The 14,357-nt window shown below is 63.0% G+C and carries 17 protein-coding genes and 1 tRNA gene; 6 read left to right on the forward strand and 12 right to left on the reverse strand.

Annotated elements, in window-relative coordinates; all coding sequences use genetic code 11:
* Positions 1-285 precede the first annotated feature (285 nt).
* Positions 286-1,230: a phosphoribosylaminoimidazolesuccinocarboxamide synthase gene (locus tag L0976_RS18315; protein WP_234188871.1), complete on the forward strand. Its 945-nt coding sequence runs from the start codon at positions 286-288 to the stop codon at positions 1,228-1,230.
* Here L0976_RS18315 and L0976_RS18320 read toward each other — a convergent pair.
* The 8 genes from L0976_RS18320 to L0976_RS18355 form a co-directional block, all read right to left on the reverse strand.
* On the reverse strand, positions 1,218-2,045 hold the full coding sequence (locus L0976_RS18320) for an MBL fold metallo-hydrolase (protein ID WP_234188708.1): 828 nt from the start codon (positions 2,043-2,045) through the stop codon (positions 1,218-1,220). The genes L0976_RS18315 and L0976_RS18320 overlap by 13 nt on opposite strands.
* 2 nt (positions 2,046-2,047) lie before the next feature.
* Positions 2,048-2,827 carry a TatD family hydrolase gene (locus L0976_RS18325; RefSeq protein ID WP_234188710.1) on the reverse strand — a complete coding sequence of 260 codons (780 nt, stop codon included), beginning with the start codon at positions 2,825-2,827 and terminating at the stop codon, positions 2,048-2,050.
* Between the two features lie 7 nt (positions 2,828-2,834).
* A complete protein-coding gene (metG, locus tag L0976_RS18330; protein ID WP_234188711.1) occupies positions 2,835-4,385 on the reverse strand; it encodes a methionine--tRNA ligase in 1,551 nt (516 codons plus the stop codon).
* An 88-nt stretch (positions 4,386-4,473) separates the two neighbouring features.
* The gene (locus L0976_RS18335) at positions 4,474-5,505 is read right to left on the reverse strand and encodes a DNA polymerase III subunit delta' (protein WP_234188713.1); all 1,032 of its coding nucleotides are present in this window, start codon (positions 5,503-5,505) and stop codon (positions 4,474-4,476) included.
* Positions 5,502-6,185 carry a dTMP kinase gene (gene tmk / locus L0976_RS18340; RefSeq protein ID WP_234188714.1) on the reverse strand — a complete coding sequence of 228 codons (684 nt, stop codon included), beginning with the start codon at positions 6,183-6,185 and terminating at the stop codon, positions 5,502-5,504. The genes L0976_RS18335 and tmk overlap by 4 nt, the downstream gene beginning before the upstream one ends.
* Before the next feature lie 125 nt (positions 6,186-6,310).
* Entirely contained in the window at positions 6,311-7,474 is a 1,164-nt protein-coding gene (locus L0976_RS18345; protein WP_234188715.1) for a D-alanyl-D-alanine carboxypeptidase family protein, read from the reverse strand.
* Positions 7,475-7,556: 82 nt separating this feature from the next.
* Positions 7,557-8,549, reverse strand: a complete 993-nt coding sequence (locus tag L0976_RS28705; RefSeq protein ID WP_304945037.1) for a septal ring lytic transglycosylase RlpA family protein — start codon at positions 8,547-8,549, stop codon at positions 7,557-7,559.
* Between the two features lie 236 nt (positions 8,550-8,785).
* On the reverse strand, positions 8,786-9,001 hold the full coding sequence (locus L0976_RS18355) for a hypothetical protein (RefSeq protein ID WP_234188716.1): 216 nt from the start codon (positions 8,999-9,001) through the stop codon (positions 8,786-8,788).
* A gap of 292 nt (positions 9,002-9,293) precedes the next feature.
* Between L0976_RS18355 and L0976_RS18360 the strand changes: the two genes are divergently transcribed.
* The 3 genes from L0976_RS18360 to L0976_RS18370 all read left to right on the forward strand — a co-directional run bounded on the left by L0976_RS18360 (position 9,294) and on the right by L0976_RS18370 (position 10,428).
* Positions 9,294-9,581, forward strand: a complete 288-nt coding sequence (locus L0976_RS18360) for a hypothetical protein (RefSeq protein WP_203318868.1) — start codon at positions 9,294-9,296, stop codon at positions 9,579-9,581.
* Between the two features lie 129 nt (positions 9,582-9,710).
* Positions 9,711-9,860 (forward strand): hypothetical protein, encoded by a 150-nt coding sequence (locus L0976_RS18365; RefSeq protein ID WP_203318867.1) that lies wholly within the window; start codon positions 9,711-9,713, stop codon positions 9,858-9,860.
* 37 nt (positions 9,861-9,897) lie between these two features.
* Positions 9,898-10,428 carry a dihydrofolate reductase family protein gene (locus L0976_RS18370; protein WP_234188717.1) on the forward strand — a complete coding sequence of 177 codons (531 nt, stop codon included), beginning with the start codon at positions 9,898-9,900 and terminating at the stop codon, positions 10,426-10,428.
* A 405-nt stretch (positions 10,429-10,833) separates the two neighbouring features.
* Here L0976_RS18370 and L0976_RS18375 read toward each other — a convergent pair whose 3' ends face one another.
* The 4 genes from L0976_RS18375 to L0976_RS18390 form a co-directional block, all read right to left on the reverse strand.
* Positions 10,834-11,316 (reverse strand): PIN domain-containing protein, encoded by a 483-nt coding sequence (locus L0976_RS18375; RefSeq protein WP_234188718.1) that lies wholly within the window; start codon positions 11,314-11,316, stop codon positions 10,834-10,836.
* Positions 11,313-12,677 carry a DUF3696 domain-containing protein gene (locus tag L0976_RS18380; protein ID WP_234188719.1) on the reverse strand — a complete coding sequence of 455 codons (1,365 nt, stop codon included), beginning with the start codon at positions 12,675-12,677 and terminating at the stop codon, positions 11,313-11,315. The genes L0976_RS18375 and L0976_RS18380 overlap by 4 nt, the downstream gene beginning before the upstream one ends.
* Before the next feature lie 290 nt (positions 12,678-12,967).
* Positions 12,968-13,057 (reverse strand) — tRNA-Ser (locus tag L0976_RS18385).
* A gap of 80 nt (positions 13,058-13,137) precedes the next feature.
* On the reverse strand, positions 13,138-13,425 hold the full coding sequence (locus tag L0976_RS18390) for a hypothetical protein (protein WP_234188720.1): 288 nt from the start codon (positions 13,423-13,425) through the stop codon (positions 13,138-13,140).
* Here L0976_RS18390 and L0976_RS18395 point away from each other — a divergent pair.
* Positions 13,424-13,636, forward strand: coding sequence for a hypothetical protein (locus L0976_RS18395; protein WP_203318860.1), 213 nt, complete (start codon positions 13,424-13,426; stop codon positions 13,634-13,636). The two genes, L0976_RS18390 and L0976_RS18395, sit on opposite strands and share 2 nt — an antisense overlap.
* Positions 13,637-13,782: 146 nt before the next feature.
* Positions 13,783-14,307: a DUF992 domain-containing protein gene (locus tag L0976_RS18400; RefSeq protein WP_203318859.1), complete on the forward strand. Its 525-nt coding sequence runs from the start codon at positions 13,783-13,785 to the stop codon at positions 14,305-14,307.
* Positions 14,308-14,357 lie beyond the last annotated feature (50 nt).

A 14,357-nucleotide genomic window follows, 5' to 3' on the forward strand; every position in this document is an offset into this window, starting at 1 on the left:
GCGCTATCCTGCGGCGTTCATTCAGGTCCAGGTGGGAGTAGGTGTGTTTCATTGCAGCGTCCTTGCGACTGATAAACCATTGGCATCATTCGCAAGTCGCACTTCATCCTTGAACCCACCCACCCTTGAACAAAGATCACATAAGATAGATTATGGAACATAACGATGCGCCCAACAGTGCCTAAGGCTCTGGAAATCCGGTTTCTGCCTTGACCCGGAACCACCCGGAGCCTTAAGCGGAACGACAGACCGAACCAACAACGGAAGCCTCGCACGATGAGCGATCTGCGCACTCTCTCCGACGCCCATATCCCGGAACTGCCGAACCGCTACAAGGGCAAGGTCCGCGAGAACTACGACCTGCCGGATGGCCGCCGCATCATCATCGCGACGGACCGGCTCAGCGCCTTCGACGTCATCCTGACGTCCATTCCCTTCAAGGGCCAGGTGCTGACGCAGACGGCGCGCTACTGGTTCGAGGAAACGGCCGACATCTGCCCGAACCACGTCCTGGCCTATCCCGACCCAAACGTCGTCATCGGCACGCGGCTCGACATCCTTCCGGTCGAGGTCGTGGTGCGCGGCTATCTCGCCGGCACGACCAGCACCTCGATCCTGACGAAGTACCGCAAGGGCGAGCGCGACATGTACGGCATAACGCTGCCGGACGGCCTCCGGGACAACGAGAGGCTTCCCCAGCCGATCATCACGCCGACCAGCAAGGCCTTCGACGGCGGCCATGACGAACCGCTCTCCGGCGCGGAAATCCTTGCCCAGGGCCTGCTGACGGCCGAACAATGGGAAACCGTCTCGCGCTATGCGCTTTCGCTCTTCGCACGCGGACAGGCGAGCGCGGCCGAGCGCGGCCTGATCCTCGTCGACACGAAATACGAATTCGGCACGGACAAGGACGGCCGCATCGTGCTGGCGGACGAGATCCACACGCCGGATTCGAGCCGCTACTGGATCGCCGACAGCTACGAGCAGAGTTTTGCGGCCGGCGGCCGGCCGGCGAGCTTCGACAAGGATTTCGTGCGCGCCTGGGTTACCGAACGCTGCGATCCCTACAAGGATCCGATCCCGGAAATCCCGCGCGACCTCGTCGAGCAGACCTCGAAGGTCTACATCCAGGCCTTTGAACAGATTACCGGAAAGACATTCGTGCCCGATCTTTCCGGCGAGACGGTTCTGGACCGCATCCGCAAGAATCTGGCGCCCTATTTCGCCTGATCTGCGGTAAGCGCCACCTCGAAGCGGAGGCCATCATAGGCCGGCTCCACATGGGCCGGCGTTTCCTTCTGCACGGTGTCGTAGTCGAGCGGCACATGCATGTGGGTCAGGATCGCCCGCGCCGGCTTCAGCCGCTCGATCCATTCCAGTGCCTGGCCGAGCGACAGGTGGCTTGAATGGAAACGGTATTGCAGTGCGTCGATCACCAGAATGTCGAGGCCCCGCAGGCGCGGGACGGTCTTTTCGGGGAAGTCGCTGATGTCGCTGCAATAGGCCACGTCGCCGATGCGGAAGCCGAGCGAATGGATCGAGCCGTGCACCTGGAGCAGGGGTTGGAACGTTATCGCCCCCCCTCTCCCGTCGATCGTCACCGGCGCGTCCATCGGGTCGATCAGGTTCTCCGTGACGATCGGCGGATACATGCTGCCGACCGGCGTCCTCAGGCAATAGCCGAAGCCTTCGCGGATGCGCTCCATCGTCGCCGCATCGGCCCAGATCGGCACCTGCCGGTGGGTCTGCAGCACGAAGCCCCTGATGTCGTCGATGCCGTGGATATGGTCGGCATGGGCATGCGTATAGAGCACCGCGTCGATGCTCTCGACACCGGCGGCGATCATCTGCGTGCGAAAATCCGGGCCGGTGTCGATAACGACCGTCGTCTTGCCCTCGGGACCGAACTGCTCGACGAGGAAGGCGGCGCGGGTGCGGCGGTTCTTCGGATTGGCGCGATCGCAGGCGCCCCAGTCACCGGTGATGCGGGGCACGCCGGGAGACGAGCCGCAGCCGAGGATGGTGAAGCGACGCGTATAGGCCACGGCTACACCCGCGGCATCTTCGAGAAGATGCGGAAAGCGTTCTCGGTGGTGATGCGGGCGATCTCCTCGACGCCGACACCGACGGTCTGCGCGAGAACGGCCGCCGTGTGCGCCACATAGGCCGGCTCGTTACGCTTGCCGCGGAAGGGTTTGGGCGCGAGATAGGGCGCGTCCGTCTCCACCAGCATGCGCTCCAGCGGCACGGTCTTCGCGATCTCGCGCAGCTCTTCCGATTTCGGGAAGGTCAGGATGCCGGAGAAGGAGACGTAGCCGCCGAGCGCGACGCCGACGCGCGCCAGTTCCGGCCCGGAGGAGAAGCAGTGCAGCAGGAAGGGAAACGCCCCCTTCCCCGTTTCCTCGGTCAGGATCGCGGCCATGTCCTCGTCGGCCGCGCGGCTGTGGATGACGAGCGGCAGGCCCGTCTCGCGCGCGGCGGCGATATGGTTGACGAGGCCGATGGCCTGCGCGTCGCGCGGCGCGTTGTCATAGAAGTAGTCGAGCCCCGCCTCGCCGATCGCCACCACGCGCGGGTGCTGCGACAGTTCGACCAGCTCAGAGACCGGAATGTCGATCTCCTCGTCCGCATTGTGCGGATGCGTGCCGACCGAGCAGAAGACCGAGGGATACGTTTCGGCGATCGCCAGGATCTCCGGAAACTTCCGGACCCGCGTCGAGATGGTGATCATCTGCTTCACGCCGGCCGCGTGCGCCCGCGCGACGATATCGTCGCGCTCGGCCGAAAAGTCGGGAAAATCCAGATGGCAATGGGTATCGATCAGCATTGCAGGCTCACCCTTCGGGCGCCACGTAACGCGGGAAGACCGGGCTTGGTGCTTCCAGCGGCGTGCCGCTGACGAGACGGCCCGCCTCGCCGAGCGCGCCGAAGTCGCGCTTGTCGGCGGGTGCGGCGACGAGATCGAGCAGCTTGCCGGCGGACTGCGGCATGAAGGGCTGAAGCAGGATTGCGATCTGGCGCACCACTTCCGCCGTGACATAGAGCACCGTGCCCATGCGAACCGGATCCGTCTTCTTCAGCGCCCAGGGCGCCTCGCCGGCAAAGTAGCGGTCGGCTTCCGAGACGACGGCGATGATCGCGGCCAGCGCCCTGTGGATCTGCTGCCTGCCCATCTCTTCGCGGGTGATCGCGTGAAGGGCATCGACGGAGGCGAGCATCGCGCGGTCCGCGTCGTTGAGTTCGCCGCATTCCGGAACCTTGCCGTCGCAGTTCTTGACGATCATCGACAGCGAGCGGCTGGCGAGGTTGCCGATGCCGTTGGCAAGGTCGGAGTTGATGCGGGTCGCGATCCCCTCCTCGCTATAGCTGCCGTCCTGGCCGAAGGAGACTTCGCGCAGGAAGAAATAGCGGATCTGGTCGAGGCCGAAATGGTTCACGAGGTTGACCGGGTCCACCACGTTGCCGAGGGACTTCGACATCTTCTCGCCCTTGTTGAGCAGGAAGCCGTGGGCGAAGACGCGGCCCGGCAGCGGCACGCCGGCCGACATCAGGAAGGCGGGCCAATAGACCGCATGGAAGCGGATGATGTCCTTGCCGATGATATGGATATTCGCCGGCCAGTACTTTGCCCGGGCGCCTTCCGGATCGGTGAGATAGCCGGTCGCGGTGATGTAGTTCGTCAGCGCATCGACCCAGACATACATGACATGCGCCGGGTCGCCGGGAACCGGAATGCCCCAGTCGAAGGTGGTGCGCGAGACCGACAGATCCTTGAGGCCGGATTTCACGAAGGAGATCACCTCGTTGCGCCGCTCGGCCGGACCGATGAAGTCCGGGTTGTCCTCGTGGTGCTTCAGGAGCTTTTCCTGATAGGCGGACAGGCGGAAGAAATAGCTTTCCTCCTCCACCCATTCGACGGGCGTGCCCTGCGGACCGTAGCGCACGCCGTCGGCGCGCAGCTCCGTCTCGCTCTCCTGGTAATAGGCCTCGTCGCGCACCGAGTACCAGCCGGCATAGCCGCCCTTGTAGATGTCGCCATTGTCCGCCATGCGGCGCCAGATCTCGGCGCAGGTCTCGTAGTGGCGCGCCTCGGTCGTGCGAATGAAATCATCGTTCGACGCATTAAGAAGAACAGCCATATCCCTGAATTCTTTCGAATTCCTGTCGGCGAGTTCGCGTGCGGAAATGCCTTCCCTGCGTGCCGTCTGCTGCATCTTCTGGCCGTGTTCGTCCGTCCCGGTCAGGAAGAAGACATCGCGCCCGTCGAGCCGCTGGTAGCGCGCCATGGCATCCGTGGCGATCAGCTCGTAGGCATGGCCGATATGCGGCTTGCCGTTCGGATAGGAAATGGCGGTCGTGATGTAGAAGCGGGACGTATCGGTCATCGGGGGTGCGTTCTGTCTTCGGTTGTGCAATGCCGCAAGGTATTAGACCATGCGGGCGCAGAGGGAAACAGCAAGTTTCGGCTTTGACCTAGAGCGCGGCCCGGATGTCGTCGAGCACGCTGATGATCGTCTGCTTGCGGTCGAGATTGTAGGCCTGGGCGATGGCCATTCGCTCGCCGAGCTGCGAGGAAAGCTGCGCGAGACGGTCGGCGCGGGCGATGTCGCCTGAAAGCGCGGCCTTGCGCGCGGCGTCCGTCACGAAGTCGGCGGCGTGCTGGCAGAAGAACGAGAAGACGGTGTCGCTGTCCTTTGCCGACAGCACGTCGGCGAGCTTGTGCACGTCGCGGCGCGGCGGTTCCGCCTGGCCCGCGACAATGGCACGGAAGGCCTCGACGATGTCGAAGCCGCCATAGTTCACGAGCTTCAGCGCCTCCGAGACGCTGCCATGGGCGGCCGCCAAAACGTCCCCTGCCCGCCCGCCGGTCAGCGTGGTGCCGAGGCTGTCCAGCGCGGCGGCGAGATCGTTTTCCGACAGCGGCGAGAGCGGGAGCGGCAGGCAGCGCGAGCGGATGGTCGGCAGCAGCTTGCCGGGCGCGTGGGTCAGGACGAGGAAGAGCGAGCGCTTCGGCGGCTCCTCGAGGATCTTCAGGATGGCGTTGGCGGCGTTGCGGTTGAGGTCGTCGGCCGGATCGATGATGACGATGCGCCAGTTGCCGGTGCCCGAGGTCTGCGCCAGGAACTTGCCGGCCCTGCGCACCTCGTCCACGGTGATCGCCGATTTCACCTTGCCGGTCTTCTCGTCGACCGGCCGGGTGAGATGCAGCAGGTTGTGCGAGGCGCCGGAGGCGAGCTGGCGGGTGACGGGCGATGCGGGCGACGGGTCGGCGATCGCCTCGGGCGCCTCCGCGGGCTCGGGATGGTGCAGCACATGGTTGGCGAAGCGGAAGGCGAGCGTCGCCTTGCCGATGCCTTCCGGCCCTTCGATGAGGATCGCGTGATGGCCCTTGCCGGAGCGATAGGAGCGCGCCAGGAAATCTTCCGCCGCGGCATGGCCGAAGAGCTTCGTCTGCTCGCCGGGATGCACCGCGCCGTCGAGGATGCCGGGACGTTCGTCGCTCACGAGACTCGCTCCGGGTCCTGCCGGCCATGCGCGGTGATCGGGAGAAGCGGCTCGACGATGGCGAGCACCTCGGCGGCGATCTCCTCCTGCGTCCTGGTGGCGTCGATCACGCGGCAGCGCAGCGGCTCGCGCTCGGCGATGTCGAGGAAGGCCTCGCGGCGCTTCTCGTGCGTTTCCAGCTCTTCCTTCTCGAACCGGTCGGGCTGCTCGTCCGGCCCTGCGGCGCGGCGGCGGGCGCGTTCGAGGCCGATGGCGGCGGGAAGGTCGAAGATGATGGTGCAATCGGGCACGACGCCGTTGACCGCCACGCGCTCCAGCGCCTCGACGAAGGCCTGCTCAAGATTGCCGGTGATGCCCTGGTAGACGCGCGAGGAATCCATGAAGCGGTCGCAGAGCACGACGGTGCCCGCGGCAAGCGCCGGGCGGATGACCTGCTCGACATGGTCGATGCGCGCGGCGGCGAAAAGGATCGCCTCCATGCGGATGCCGTAGGCCTCGGCCGCGCCGGAAAGAAGGACGTGGCGCACCGCTTCGGCGCCCTTGGAGCCGCCCGGTTCGCGCGTCACCAGCACCGTCAGGCCGCGTGCGCGCAGGGCGTTTGCCAGAAGCCGGATCTGCGTCGACTTTCCGGCGCCTTCGCCGCCTTCGAACGTGACAAACAAACCGGGTGCGGCAGACAAATCCTATTTCCGTTCCAGCGGCCGCCGCGGCGGCCATTTGACGATTTCCGGCGAGGCGGAGGCGAGTCGGACACTACTAACCCATGTTCCCGGCGGACGAAACGCTTTTCCCCCGCCCCGCCCCGTCAAATCCAGAAGAAGAACAGCTCGATCAGCGCATCCAGCGCCCGCGTTCGTAGCGGGCCGACACCCACCTTGCCGGCGGTCTTCACCGGCACCTCGCGCAGGAGCTGCTTGTCGTTCCAGATCTTCAGCGTACCCACCGCCGCGTCGGGCTCGACGGGCGCGCGGACCGGCCAGGTGTAGACGACGCGGGCGACGAGGCGCTGCGAATTGTCCTTCGGCAGGAACACGTCCACCTCGTCGCCGGCGACCAGCGGCACGGTGGAGGCGTCGCCGCCATAGACGCTCGCCTCCGCGATCATCTCGCCCTGCTTGAAGAGCGTGCGCCGCTCAAAGGAGGACAGCGCCCATTCGACGATGCGGCGGGTCTCCTCCGTACGCATCTTGTCGCTCTCCATGCCGCCCATGGCCAGCAGCATGTGCTTGCCGTCGCGGTTGACCGCCGCGACGATGGAATAGCCGCCCTCCTCCGAAAAGCCGGTGACGAAGCCGGTCACGCCGATATTGAGGGCAAGAAGCGGATTGCGGTTGCGCTGCCTGATCTTGTTCCACTCGAATTCGGGTTCGAGATAATAGTGCATGTAGCCCGGATAGGTCGTCTCCAGATGGCGGGCGAGCGTCACCATCTCGCGCATCGTCACCTTGTTGCCGGGGTCCGGCAGGCCGGTGGCATTGGCGAAGGTGGATTTCTCCAGCCCCAGCGCCCGCGCCTCCTTCACCATCCTTTCGACGAAGGCCTCTTCCGAACCGGCGATGCCCTCGGCAAGAATGATGCAGGCGTCGTTGGCGAACTGGACGGTGACGCCGCGGATGAGGTCCTCGACGCGCACGTTCGATTTCAGCGCGGCGAACATGGTGGAGGTGCGCGATGGCGCGCCGCCCGTCCGCCAGGCGTGTTCGGTGACGGGATACTGCGTCTCCAGGGTGATCTCGCCGCCGGAAAGCGCCTTGAACACCGTTGCGGCGGTCATCAGCTTGGCGAGGGAGGCGGCAGGCACCACCTCGTCCTCCGCGCGGGCGAAAAGCACCGTGCCGGTCTGTGCCTCGATCATGTAGACCTGCCTGGCCTTCACGTCGAAACCGGCCTGCGGCGCCGGCGACTGGGCGCGCGCAACCGCCGTCAGGGACAGGAAGAGAACAAGGCAGGCAATAAGGCGGCGATGCATGGCGACTCCGGATGTCGTCACACTCACACAGCCGTGCGCATTGCGCAAACGGCTTTGCGGCGGCGGGTTATCGGCCCGCCTCTCAGCCGGCGTTGCCGGCCAGTTCGGAAAGCGGGGTCAACCGGCCGTCGAGGTTCAGGATGGCATCGAAGGCGCCCGAGGCATCCCGCACGCGCTCGTCCGCATAGGCGGCGGCATAGCTGACGCCGGAGGGCTCGGCGCCGAAATTCGGCCGCTCCGTCGGCATCGGGCCGATTTCCGGCAGGAGGACGAACTGGTCCATGACCTGGAAGGCGCCGCTTTCGGGCGCGGTCTTGGCGAGCGCCGTCATCGTGCTCGTCTGCGGCAGGGAGAGCGTGCCCTCGCCCGTGCCTGGCAGCGCGCGCGGATCGGCGGAAGCCACCATGACACCGGTGGCGATCTGGCCGCCCGGATCGACCGCCGGAATGCGCGATCCCTTCGGCACGTAGGACGCCATCAGATAGGGCATGTCGTTGCCCTCGAGCGGCGCCTTGCCGACATATTGCACGCGCACCTTGGCGGTGCCGGTGCGCTTCATGTCGAGCAGATCGGCCGTCTTGGAGGAAACGTCGATCACGCGGTTCTCGTGGAACGGGCCGCGGTCGTTGACGCGCACGACGACGGACGTACCATTCTCCAGATTGGTGACGCGGGCATAGCTCGGCAACGGGAAGGTCGGATGAGCGGCGGAAAGGTGATAGCTGTCGTAGACCTCGCCGTTCGCCGTCTTGCGCCCGTGGAAGGCGGAGCCGTACCAGGAGGCAAGGCCGGTCTTGCTGTAGCCCGGTTCTTCCTTCGGCTCGTACCACTTGCCGCGAACCTGATAGGCCTTGCCGAGCTGGTAGCGCCCGCCGCCCTTCGGCACGGGCTGGCCGTCCTGAACGACGCGCGGGCTCGCCTTCACGCCATATTCGGATTCGGCGAAGAATTCCTTGCCGCGGACCTTCTTCTTGGGGGCGGCCGTCGTCGTCGCACAGGCAGCGAGCCCTGCGCAGACCAGCGGAATTGCGATGAACCGGAGGCTCGTGCCAAGACGGTTCGCATTCTTCTTCAAGTTATGATGTCCCACGCCGCTATTGTCCCCGACGGTTTACCAGCCGACTGCCTTGCCCCTGCAAGTCGACGGTGAATGCCACTCAGTAAATAACAGTGCGTTAATCATGCCAACAAGATGGCAAAATTGCGAGCGTGTGCGGCGCCGGGCATAAAGATCAATGCGTTATGGTTTCCGCATGGTTAATACGCCCGCCGGGTGAAGGCAGGCGCTCGATCTACCATCATGTTTGTCAATCAGGATGCGTCGTCCTGCAGGACGTCGAAGAGCTGGTTGGGGTCGCGCACGCCGTGCCGGTAAAGCGTTATGATCGACCGGGCGAGCGAGCGAGCCCGGGCTTCATCGAAGGCCGGAGGCCCGGCGGTCGTCAGACGCGTGAACACGCCTTTCAGGATATCGAGGTCCTGAGGTTCGAACATGCCGATATGCGCAGGGTCTCGAAGCACATCCATTGCTGCCTCCCCTTGATCCACATCCAGCCGGCAACATTGCTTTCGGGTGTGGCTGAAGCTTAGGACCACATTGCGTCTGGAACAAGTCCGGAAAAGTTGCCCCGGGGGTTTGCCAAAGCGCCCTCACCTGTGTCGTAAGGAGACAGCCGAGCCCCGCATCGCGCCTGATCCTGCTTGACGCGCAAGATCACCGGCCCCTGCCGTCCGTCCACAGATGGCCAGCCCCTCGTGCTTGCCTCCGCCCGATTGCCTGCCTATTTTGCGCGCCTCGAAATATGCAGGAAAATCAAGGATGTCCAACATGCGCAACCTCATTGCTTCCGCCGCTGTCGCCGTGATCGTCGGCGGGGGCGCCATGGCCTACGACAAGTGGAAGGGAGCCGAATGGGTGGTCTCCCCGGAGCAGATCGCCGAGGCGAAGGCCGGTGGGGATGCGGGCTACCAATCCGCGCCGGGCACGGTTGCAGTCCGGCCGATCCGCAGCGAGATCGCCGACGTCCTGCCCTTCAAGTGGGTGCTGTACGGTGTCGCTGCCGGCGCGCTCACCTTCATCTCGCTGCGCAGGAAGAAGGCCGCCTGATCGGCACAGGCGACGCCGCTCCCGGCGTCCACCGAGTGGCCGCGCGGCGTTCCCAGGATCGGTCCGGGGCGGTGCGAAGGCAGCGCGCCCGTGCCTCGATTTCATCGCATTGCGTGCTACAGTCGTCCTATGGACAAATCGGGCCTGCTTTTTCTGATCCTGCTCGGCCTCCTGGCCGCTCTCGTCGTCAGCGTGCTGTTCATCGAGGCCGAGCAGCCGGCAGTGCCCAAGAGTGACGGATCTTTGATCCCGCCCGAAATGTCGGACCGCCTGCCTTGAAGGCGGCAAGCCCGAGAAACATGCCGGAGACCAGCATATGGCGCGGATCGTCTTTGCAATGAACCTGTCGCTGGACGGCTATGTCGACCATGAGGAGTTCGCGCCGGATCCCCCGCTCTTTCACCACTGGACGGAACAGGTGCGCGGCCTCGCGGCCAGCGTTTACGGCCGCCGCATGTACGAGGTCATGCGCTACCGGGACGACGACCATCCGGAATGGACCGCGCAGGAACAGGAATTCGCGGCGGCGTGGCGGGGCCATGCGAAATGGGTCGTATCGCGCTCGTTGCAAGCGGTCGGCCCCAACGCCACCCTTGTCGAGGGTGACCTTGCGACGGTCATGGGCGAATTGAAGGCCCGCCTCTCCGGGGAGATTTCAGTTTCCGGCCCGGATCTGGCCCGGAGCCTCACCGACCTCGGCCTTGTCGACGAGTATCGCCTCTACATCCACCCCGTCGTGCTCGGCCGCGGCAAGCCTTTCTTCGCCGCCCCCCGCCCGCCCCTCCGCCTCGTGGCCAGCGAGCGGATCGGCGCGGACGTGATCAGGTTGACCTATGTTCCTGCCTGATCACGCAACTCACCGCTTCGCCCAACGGCAATCGGCGGCATTTGGCGGGCAGCGCCCAACGAAGCTGAGCACTATGAAATGGTGATAAGCCTTTGACAATTATGCAGATATTTAACGCTATGCGGCGGTCGGCGGTTTTCGGCGGCGCTTGCGTACAAAAACGGCGGCGATATCGTGCATTTGGCGGCAGGTTTGCGCCGCAAGTCCGCCTTTTGCTGTCGCCATTGGTCAGCCGCTGCGAATGACCGAGTCGGGGTGGTTTTCTGCCCGACCACTTCAGAGCAGTGGAGTATGGAAAACGGCCATTCCGGTCGAAGTCAATTTCCAAAGAGGTATGTAATATCAATTAGAAATCACTTATAGACGCGCCAATTTTCGGCATCAAAGACATTGGAATAAGTCGCGTCAGGCCTTCCAAATAGCGGGGTCGCAACCGCAAAGGAATACGACCTTGATGCCGGTGGCTTCTATGATCTCTCGGTGCTCGATCCAGTCTGAATCGGTCGCATTGTAGACCGGGGAGTTCGACTTCTTTGCCGCCGCCGCAAACTTCCTGTCGCTCGGATCGAAACCGGCATCGATGATCGCTTGAGGCAAATCTTTGAATTCACCATCCTCTCGCTTCGGCAGGTCGACTTGGGCGGTTCGATCTGGGTGGCAATTTATGACCTCGAAATAGAACCGGTCACCAACGCCCGGCTGGCCGTGAGGGTTCAGGTGGCGTCGGTACTCATCTCGAATTTCGCCCGCGGCATCGACAACGATAACGCCGCTATTGACCGCTTTGGTCAACGTCTCGACAGCAGCCAATTGGCATTCTATTGCGACATCCTCTTTACCGTTCGCGACGATAGCTACGTTTGTGTCGATCACGTACCGAGCCATCATTTAGCTCTCATGCGCTTCAGACGTGCGAGTTCTGCATGGGCCGCCTCGTTGAATGCGTCACCCATGAACTTTTCGGGCCAGTTCCGTATGTTGCCGTAGAGGTCCACCTCGAGCTGCGTGATCGTGCTTTCTCCACTTGCAGCGTCGCAGAAGTAGAGTCGGACATCGTCGTTCGGAAGAACGCCTTCGGCGATGCGACGCTGCAGGCGTAGAAGCAGGTGCTCAGAGTGACTTTCGAGGATGACCTGTACTTTGCGATGGGTTGATGCCTGGATGATCACGTCGGCGAGCGCCGCCTGTGCTAGCGGGTGTAGATGGATCTCGGGTTGCTCGAGGATAACGGTCGATCCGTCCGGGACGTACTGCAGCAAAGTGATTACCGGCAGCACCTGCGAGATACCAAATCCGACGTCCGTCAGAAGAACCTCGCTTGCACCCTTCCGTGTCTTCACTCGAGCCTGCCAGCGATTCGAGTTCTTAGCGATCTCCCCGACCTTAAATTCTTGGATGAGGCTCATCTCTCTCAGCCAATAAGCAACCATCTCCTGGAAGCTCATGTGCTTCGACTTCCATTTGAGATTTCGGGTCAAACCATCCTGCGTAGCAGCTAGAATCGCATCGATAGCCTTCTCACCTTGGGCACCGACATCTGTCGGTCTGGATCGCGTCCAGAGATAATCGCGTTGTGGGTAATGCCTGAGCGGACCGAGATAGTAGATATTGTCGAGTTGCTGCTCGTAGGAGGCCTCTAAGTCAGCAAGAAATGCAGCGTTTTGAAAGTACGTCCGCGCCTGGTCCGGAAATGCATATGATTTTATCGGTCCAGGCAATCGCCAGGCACGTCCGAGTGTTCGAATAAAGTGAAAATCAGCCGCCCCTCCATCGGCTCGAAGGCATTGAAGTTCGAACTGCGACGTCTGTTCAGATTTTGGGGCCAATCGGAAGATCAGGTCCCCCAATTCATAGGAGAGCCTCGTTGCCCTCGGCGCGCCAGCCTGAACCACATTAGCCGAAGCGATACGAAAACGATCGCTTCGTGATATAATAGTCGGTGGGACTTTACTCGCATCCGCGATCGCAAGCTCGGAATTGAGCACAAATTCCAAATCCCACGAAAGCGTCAGGCTCTCATCATGCTGATGTATCGCGTCGGTGATCGTTCCGAGTTGTACCAGATCGCCGTTGAGGTCGAGGGAAATCGCTTTATCCGTGCCGTCCTTTGTCTGCTTGAGCATCAGAAGGAATTGCAGAAGGCTGGTCTTGCCGGATGAGTTCGTTCCGAAAAAGCCCGTAATCGGCGCGCACTCCACCCTTGCGTCTTTCCATGACTTGAAGTTTTGAAAGTGCAACGTTCTCAGCATTTAGCTCTCTTCTTACAGTTCACGCTAAAGTCGTATGTATGTTGGCGACGCATGTAAACGTCCATTCCCCGTTTCGGCCCCGAAACTGCCGCCCAATGCAAGGTCAATGAATGGCAGCTTTTGGAGATTAACGAACGCTCGGGGAATGGCAACAATGGGGTCGGAAGCGGCCGGTGCTGAACTTCAAGATATATCGGGCTGCAGCGTCGAATCGGCGGTTTTCGCCGTCGCTTGGTGATGATGCGGTGACCGACGGCAATATCGCGCCATAGAGGGCAATCGGCAGTGTTTGGCGGAAGAGGTGGGATTCGAACCCACGGTAGACTCTCGCCTACGCCGGTTTTCAAGACCGGTGCCTTAAACCGCTCGGCCACTCTTCCACGGGGCAAGGAGCAGCACCGGCTCGGGGCCGGGCTCGCCCCTTGAGCGATGCGGCTTTTTAGCAGCTTTGCCCGGCGCGTCAACGCCGGGTGCGGCGGCGGGGTTTGCGATTTTCGGCATTGCCCTTGTTTTGGACACAATGGCCTCCTATATCACGTCCATCGGCATTGCTGATGAGCGCTGGAAGCTTTCTGCCGCTCGCAATCGCCGTCATCGCCTGCTGCTCTTGACCACGGATGTACTGGCACTGGTGATAGGACGATGATGAGGAAGGTCGGTGCGTTTTCGCCCCGGCCTTTTTTGTTGCGCGGAACAATCCCTGAGGCTTGTCGGTTTCCGGCCCAGTCATCCAGAGGAGGTCGGCCATGACACAGACACCCGCTGCAAAGCTTGCCGCCGAATATCTCCGCCTCGGTGGCGGACGGCTTGCAAAGATCGACGACAATCTCATGAGCACCCGGAAATGGGAGCACGAAAGCCGCCTCGCCGAAGCGTTCTGGAACGAGCACATCGCCACGCTCGACGAGAGGAGCCGCGACGAGGTGATCTCGCACCTTCCCACCATCAACCATGTCTGACCGGAAAACCGGTGTTCGCGCCCGCCGCCTGACGGCGGGCGGTTGCGTGCCCACACTCCGCCATGTTCTTGGCCATGAGATCGGTTGCGACCGGGAACCAATGCGCCGGATTCGCCATTATCGTGCCAGCTAGAAGGAGTGCACAGATGAACAAGAAGCTTGGAACCATCCTCGCGTTGACCCTTGCGCAGGCTTTTGCGACGACCGCTGGTGCCGCAGACATGGTGATCCGCGAGGAGGCGCCGGTCTATATCGACCGCGGCGCGCGCGATGGCGTGAAGATCGGCATGCTGACCTGCGACGTGGGCGGCGGCGTCGGCTACGTGATCGGTTCGGCAAAGAGCGTCGACTGCGTCTTCAAGGCGTCCAACGGCGAGCGGGATTCCTATAGCGGCGTGATCCGCAAGATGGGCGTCGATCTCGGCTTCACCACCCAGGGCCGCATCGTCTGGGCGGTCTTCGCGCCGACGGCCGGCTACCATCAGGGCTCGCTCGGCGGCCTCTACCAGGGGGCGACCGCGGAAGCGAGCGTCGGCGTCGGTGTCGGCACGAACATACTCATCGGCGGCACCTCCGGCTCGATCCACCTGCAGACGATCAGCGTCAGCGGCCAGATCGGGCTCAACCTGGCGGCCACCGGCACATCGGTGACGCTGACGCCCCAGGGCTGAAGCTTCATGACGGGCGGCTTCGGTCGCCCGTTTCCCGTTGCGCGCGATCT

The organism is Shinella sp. NM-101 (genome assembly GCF_021401195.1).
GTDB lineage: Bacteria > Pseudomonadota > Alphaproteobacteria > Rhizobiales > Rhizobiaceae > Shinella.

Bases quoted from the DNA above. Each gene is read 5' to 3' on its own strand.
- L0976_RS18395 (WP_203318860.1), top strand. From the start codon at position 13,424: ATGACACAGACACCCGCTGCAAAGCTTGCCGCCGAATATCTCCGCCTC.
- L0976_RS18345 (WP_234188715.1), bottom strand. From the start codon at position 7,474: ATGCATCGCCGCCTTATTGCCTGCCTTGTTCTCTTCCTGTCCCTGACG.
- L0976_RS18390 (WP_234188720.1), bottom strand. From the start codon at position 13,425: ATGGCCGACCTCCTCTGGATGACTGGGCCGGAAACCGACAAGCCTCAG.
- L0976_RS18325 (WP_234188710.1), bottom strand. From the start codon at position 2,827: ATGCTGATCGATACCCATTGCCATCTGGATTTTCCCGACTTTTCGGCC.
- L0976_RS18375 (WP_234188718.1), bottom strand. From the start codon at position 11,316: ATGATGGCTCGGTACGTGATCGACACAAACGTAGCTATCGTCGCGAAC.
- L0976_RS18380 (WP_234188719.1), bottom strand. From the start codon at position 12,677: ATGCTGAGAACGTTGCACTTTCAAAACTTCAAGTCATGGAAAGACGCA.
- L0976_RS18365 (WP_203318867.1), top strand. From the start codon at position 9,711: ATGGACAAATCGGGCCTGCTTTTTCTGATCCTGCTCGGCCTCCTGGCC.
- L0976_RS18355 (WP_234188716.1), bottom strand. From the start codon at position 9,001: ATGGATGTGCTTCGAGACCCTGCGCATATCGGCATGTTCGAACCTCAG.
- L0976_RS18400 (WP_203318859.1), top strand. From the start codon at position 13,783: ATGAACAAGAAGCTTGGAACCATCCTCGCGTTGACCCTTGCGCAGGCT.
- L0976_RS18370 (WP_234188717.1), top strand. From the start codon at position 9,898: ATGGCGCGGATCGTCTTTGCAATGAACCTGTCGCTGGACGGCTATGTC.
- L0976_RS18360 (WP_203318868.1), top strand. From the start codon at position 9,294: ATGTCCAACATGCGCAACCTCATTGCTTCCGCCGCTGTCGCCGTGATC.
- metG (WP_234188711.1), bottom strand. From the start codon at position 4,385: ATGACCGATACGTCCCGCTTCTACATCACGACCGCCATTTCCTATCCG.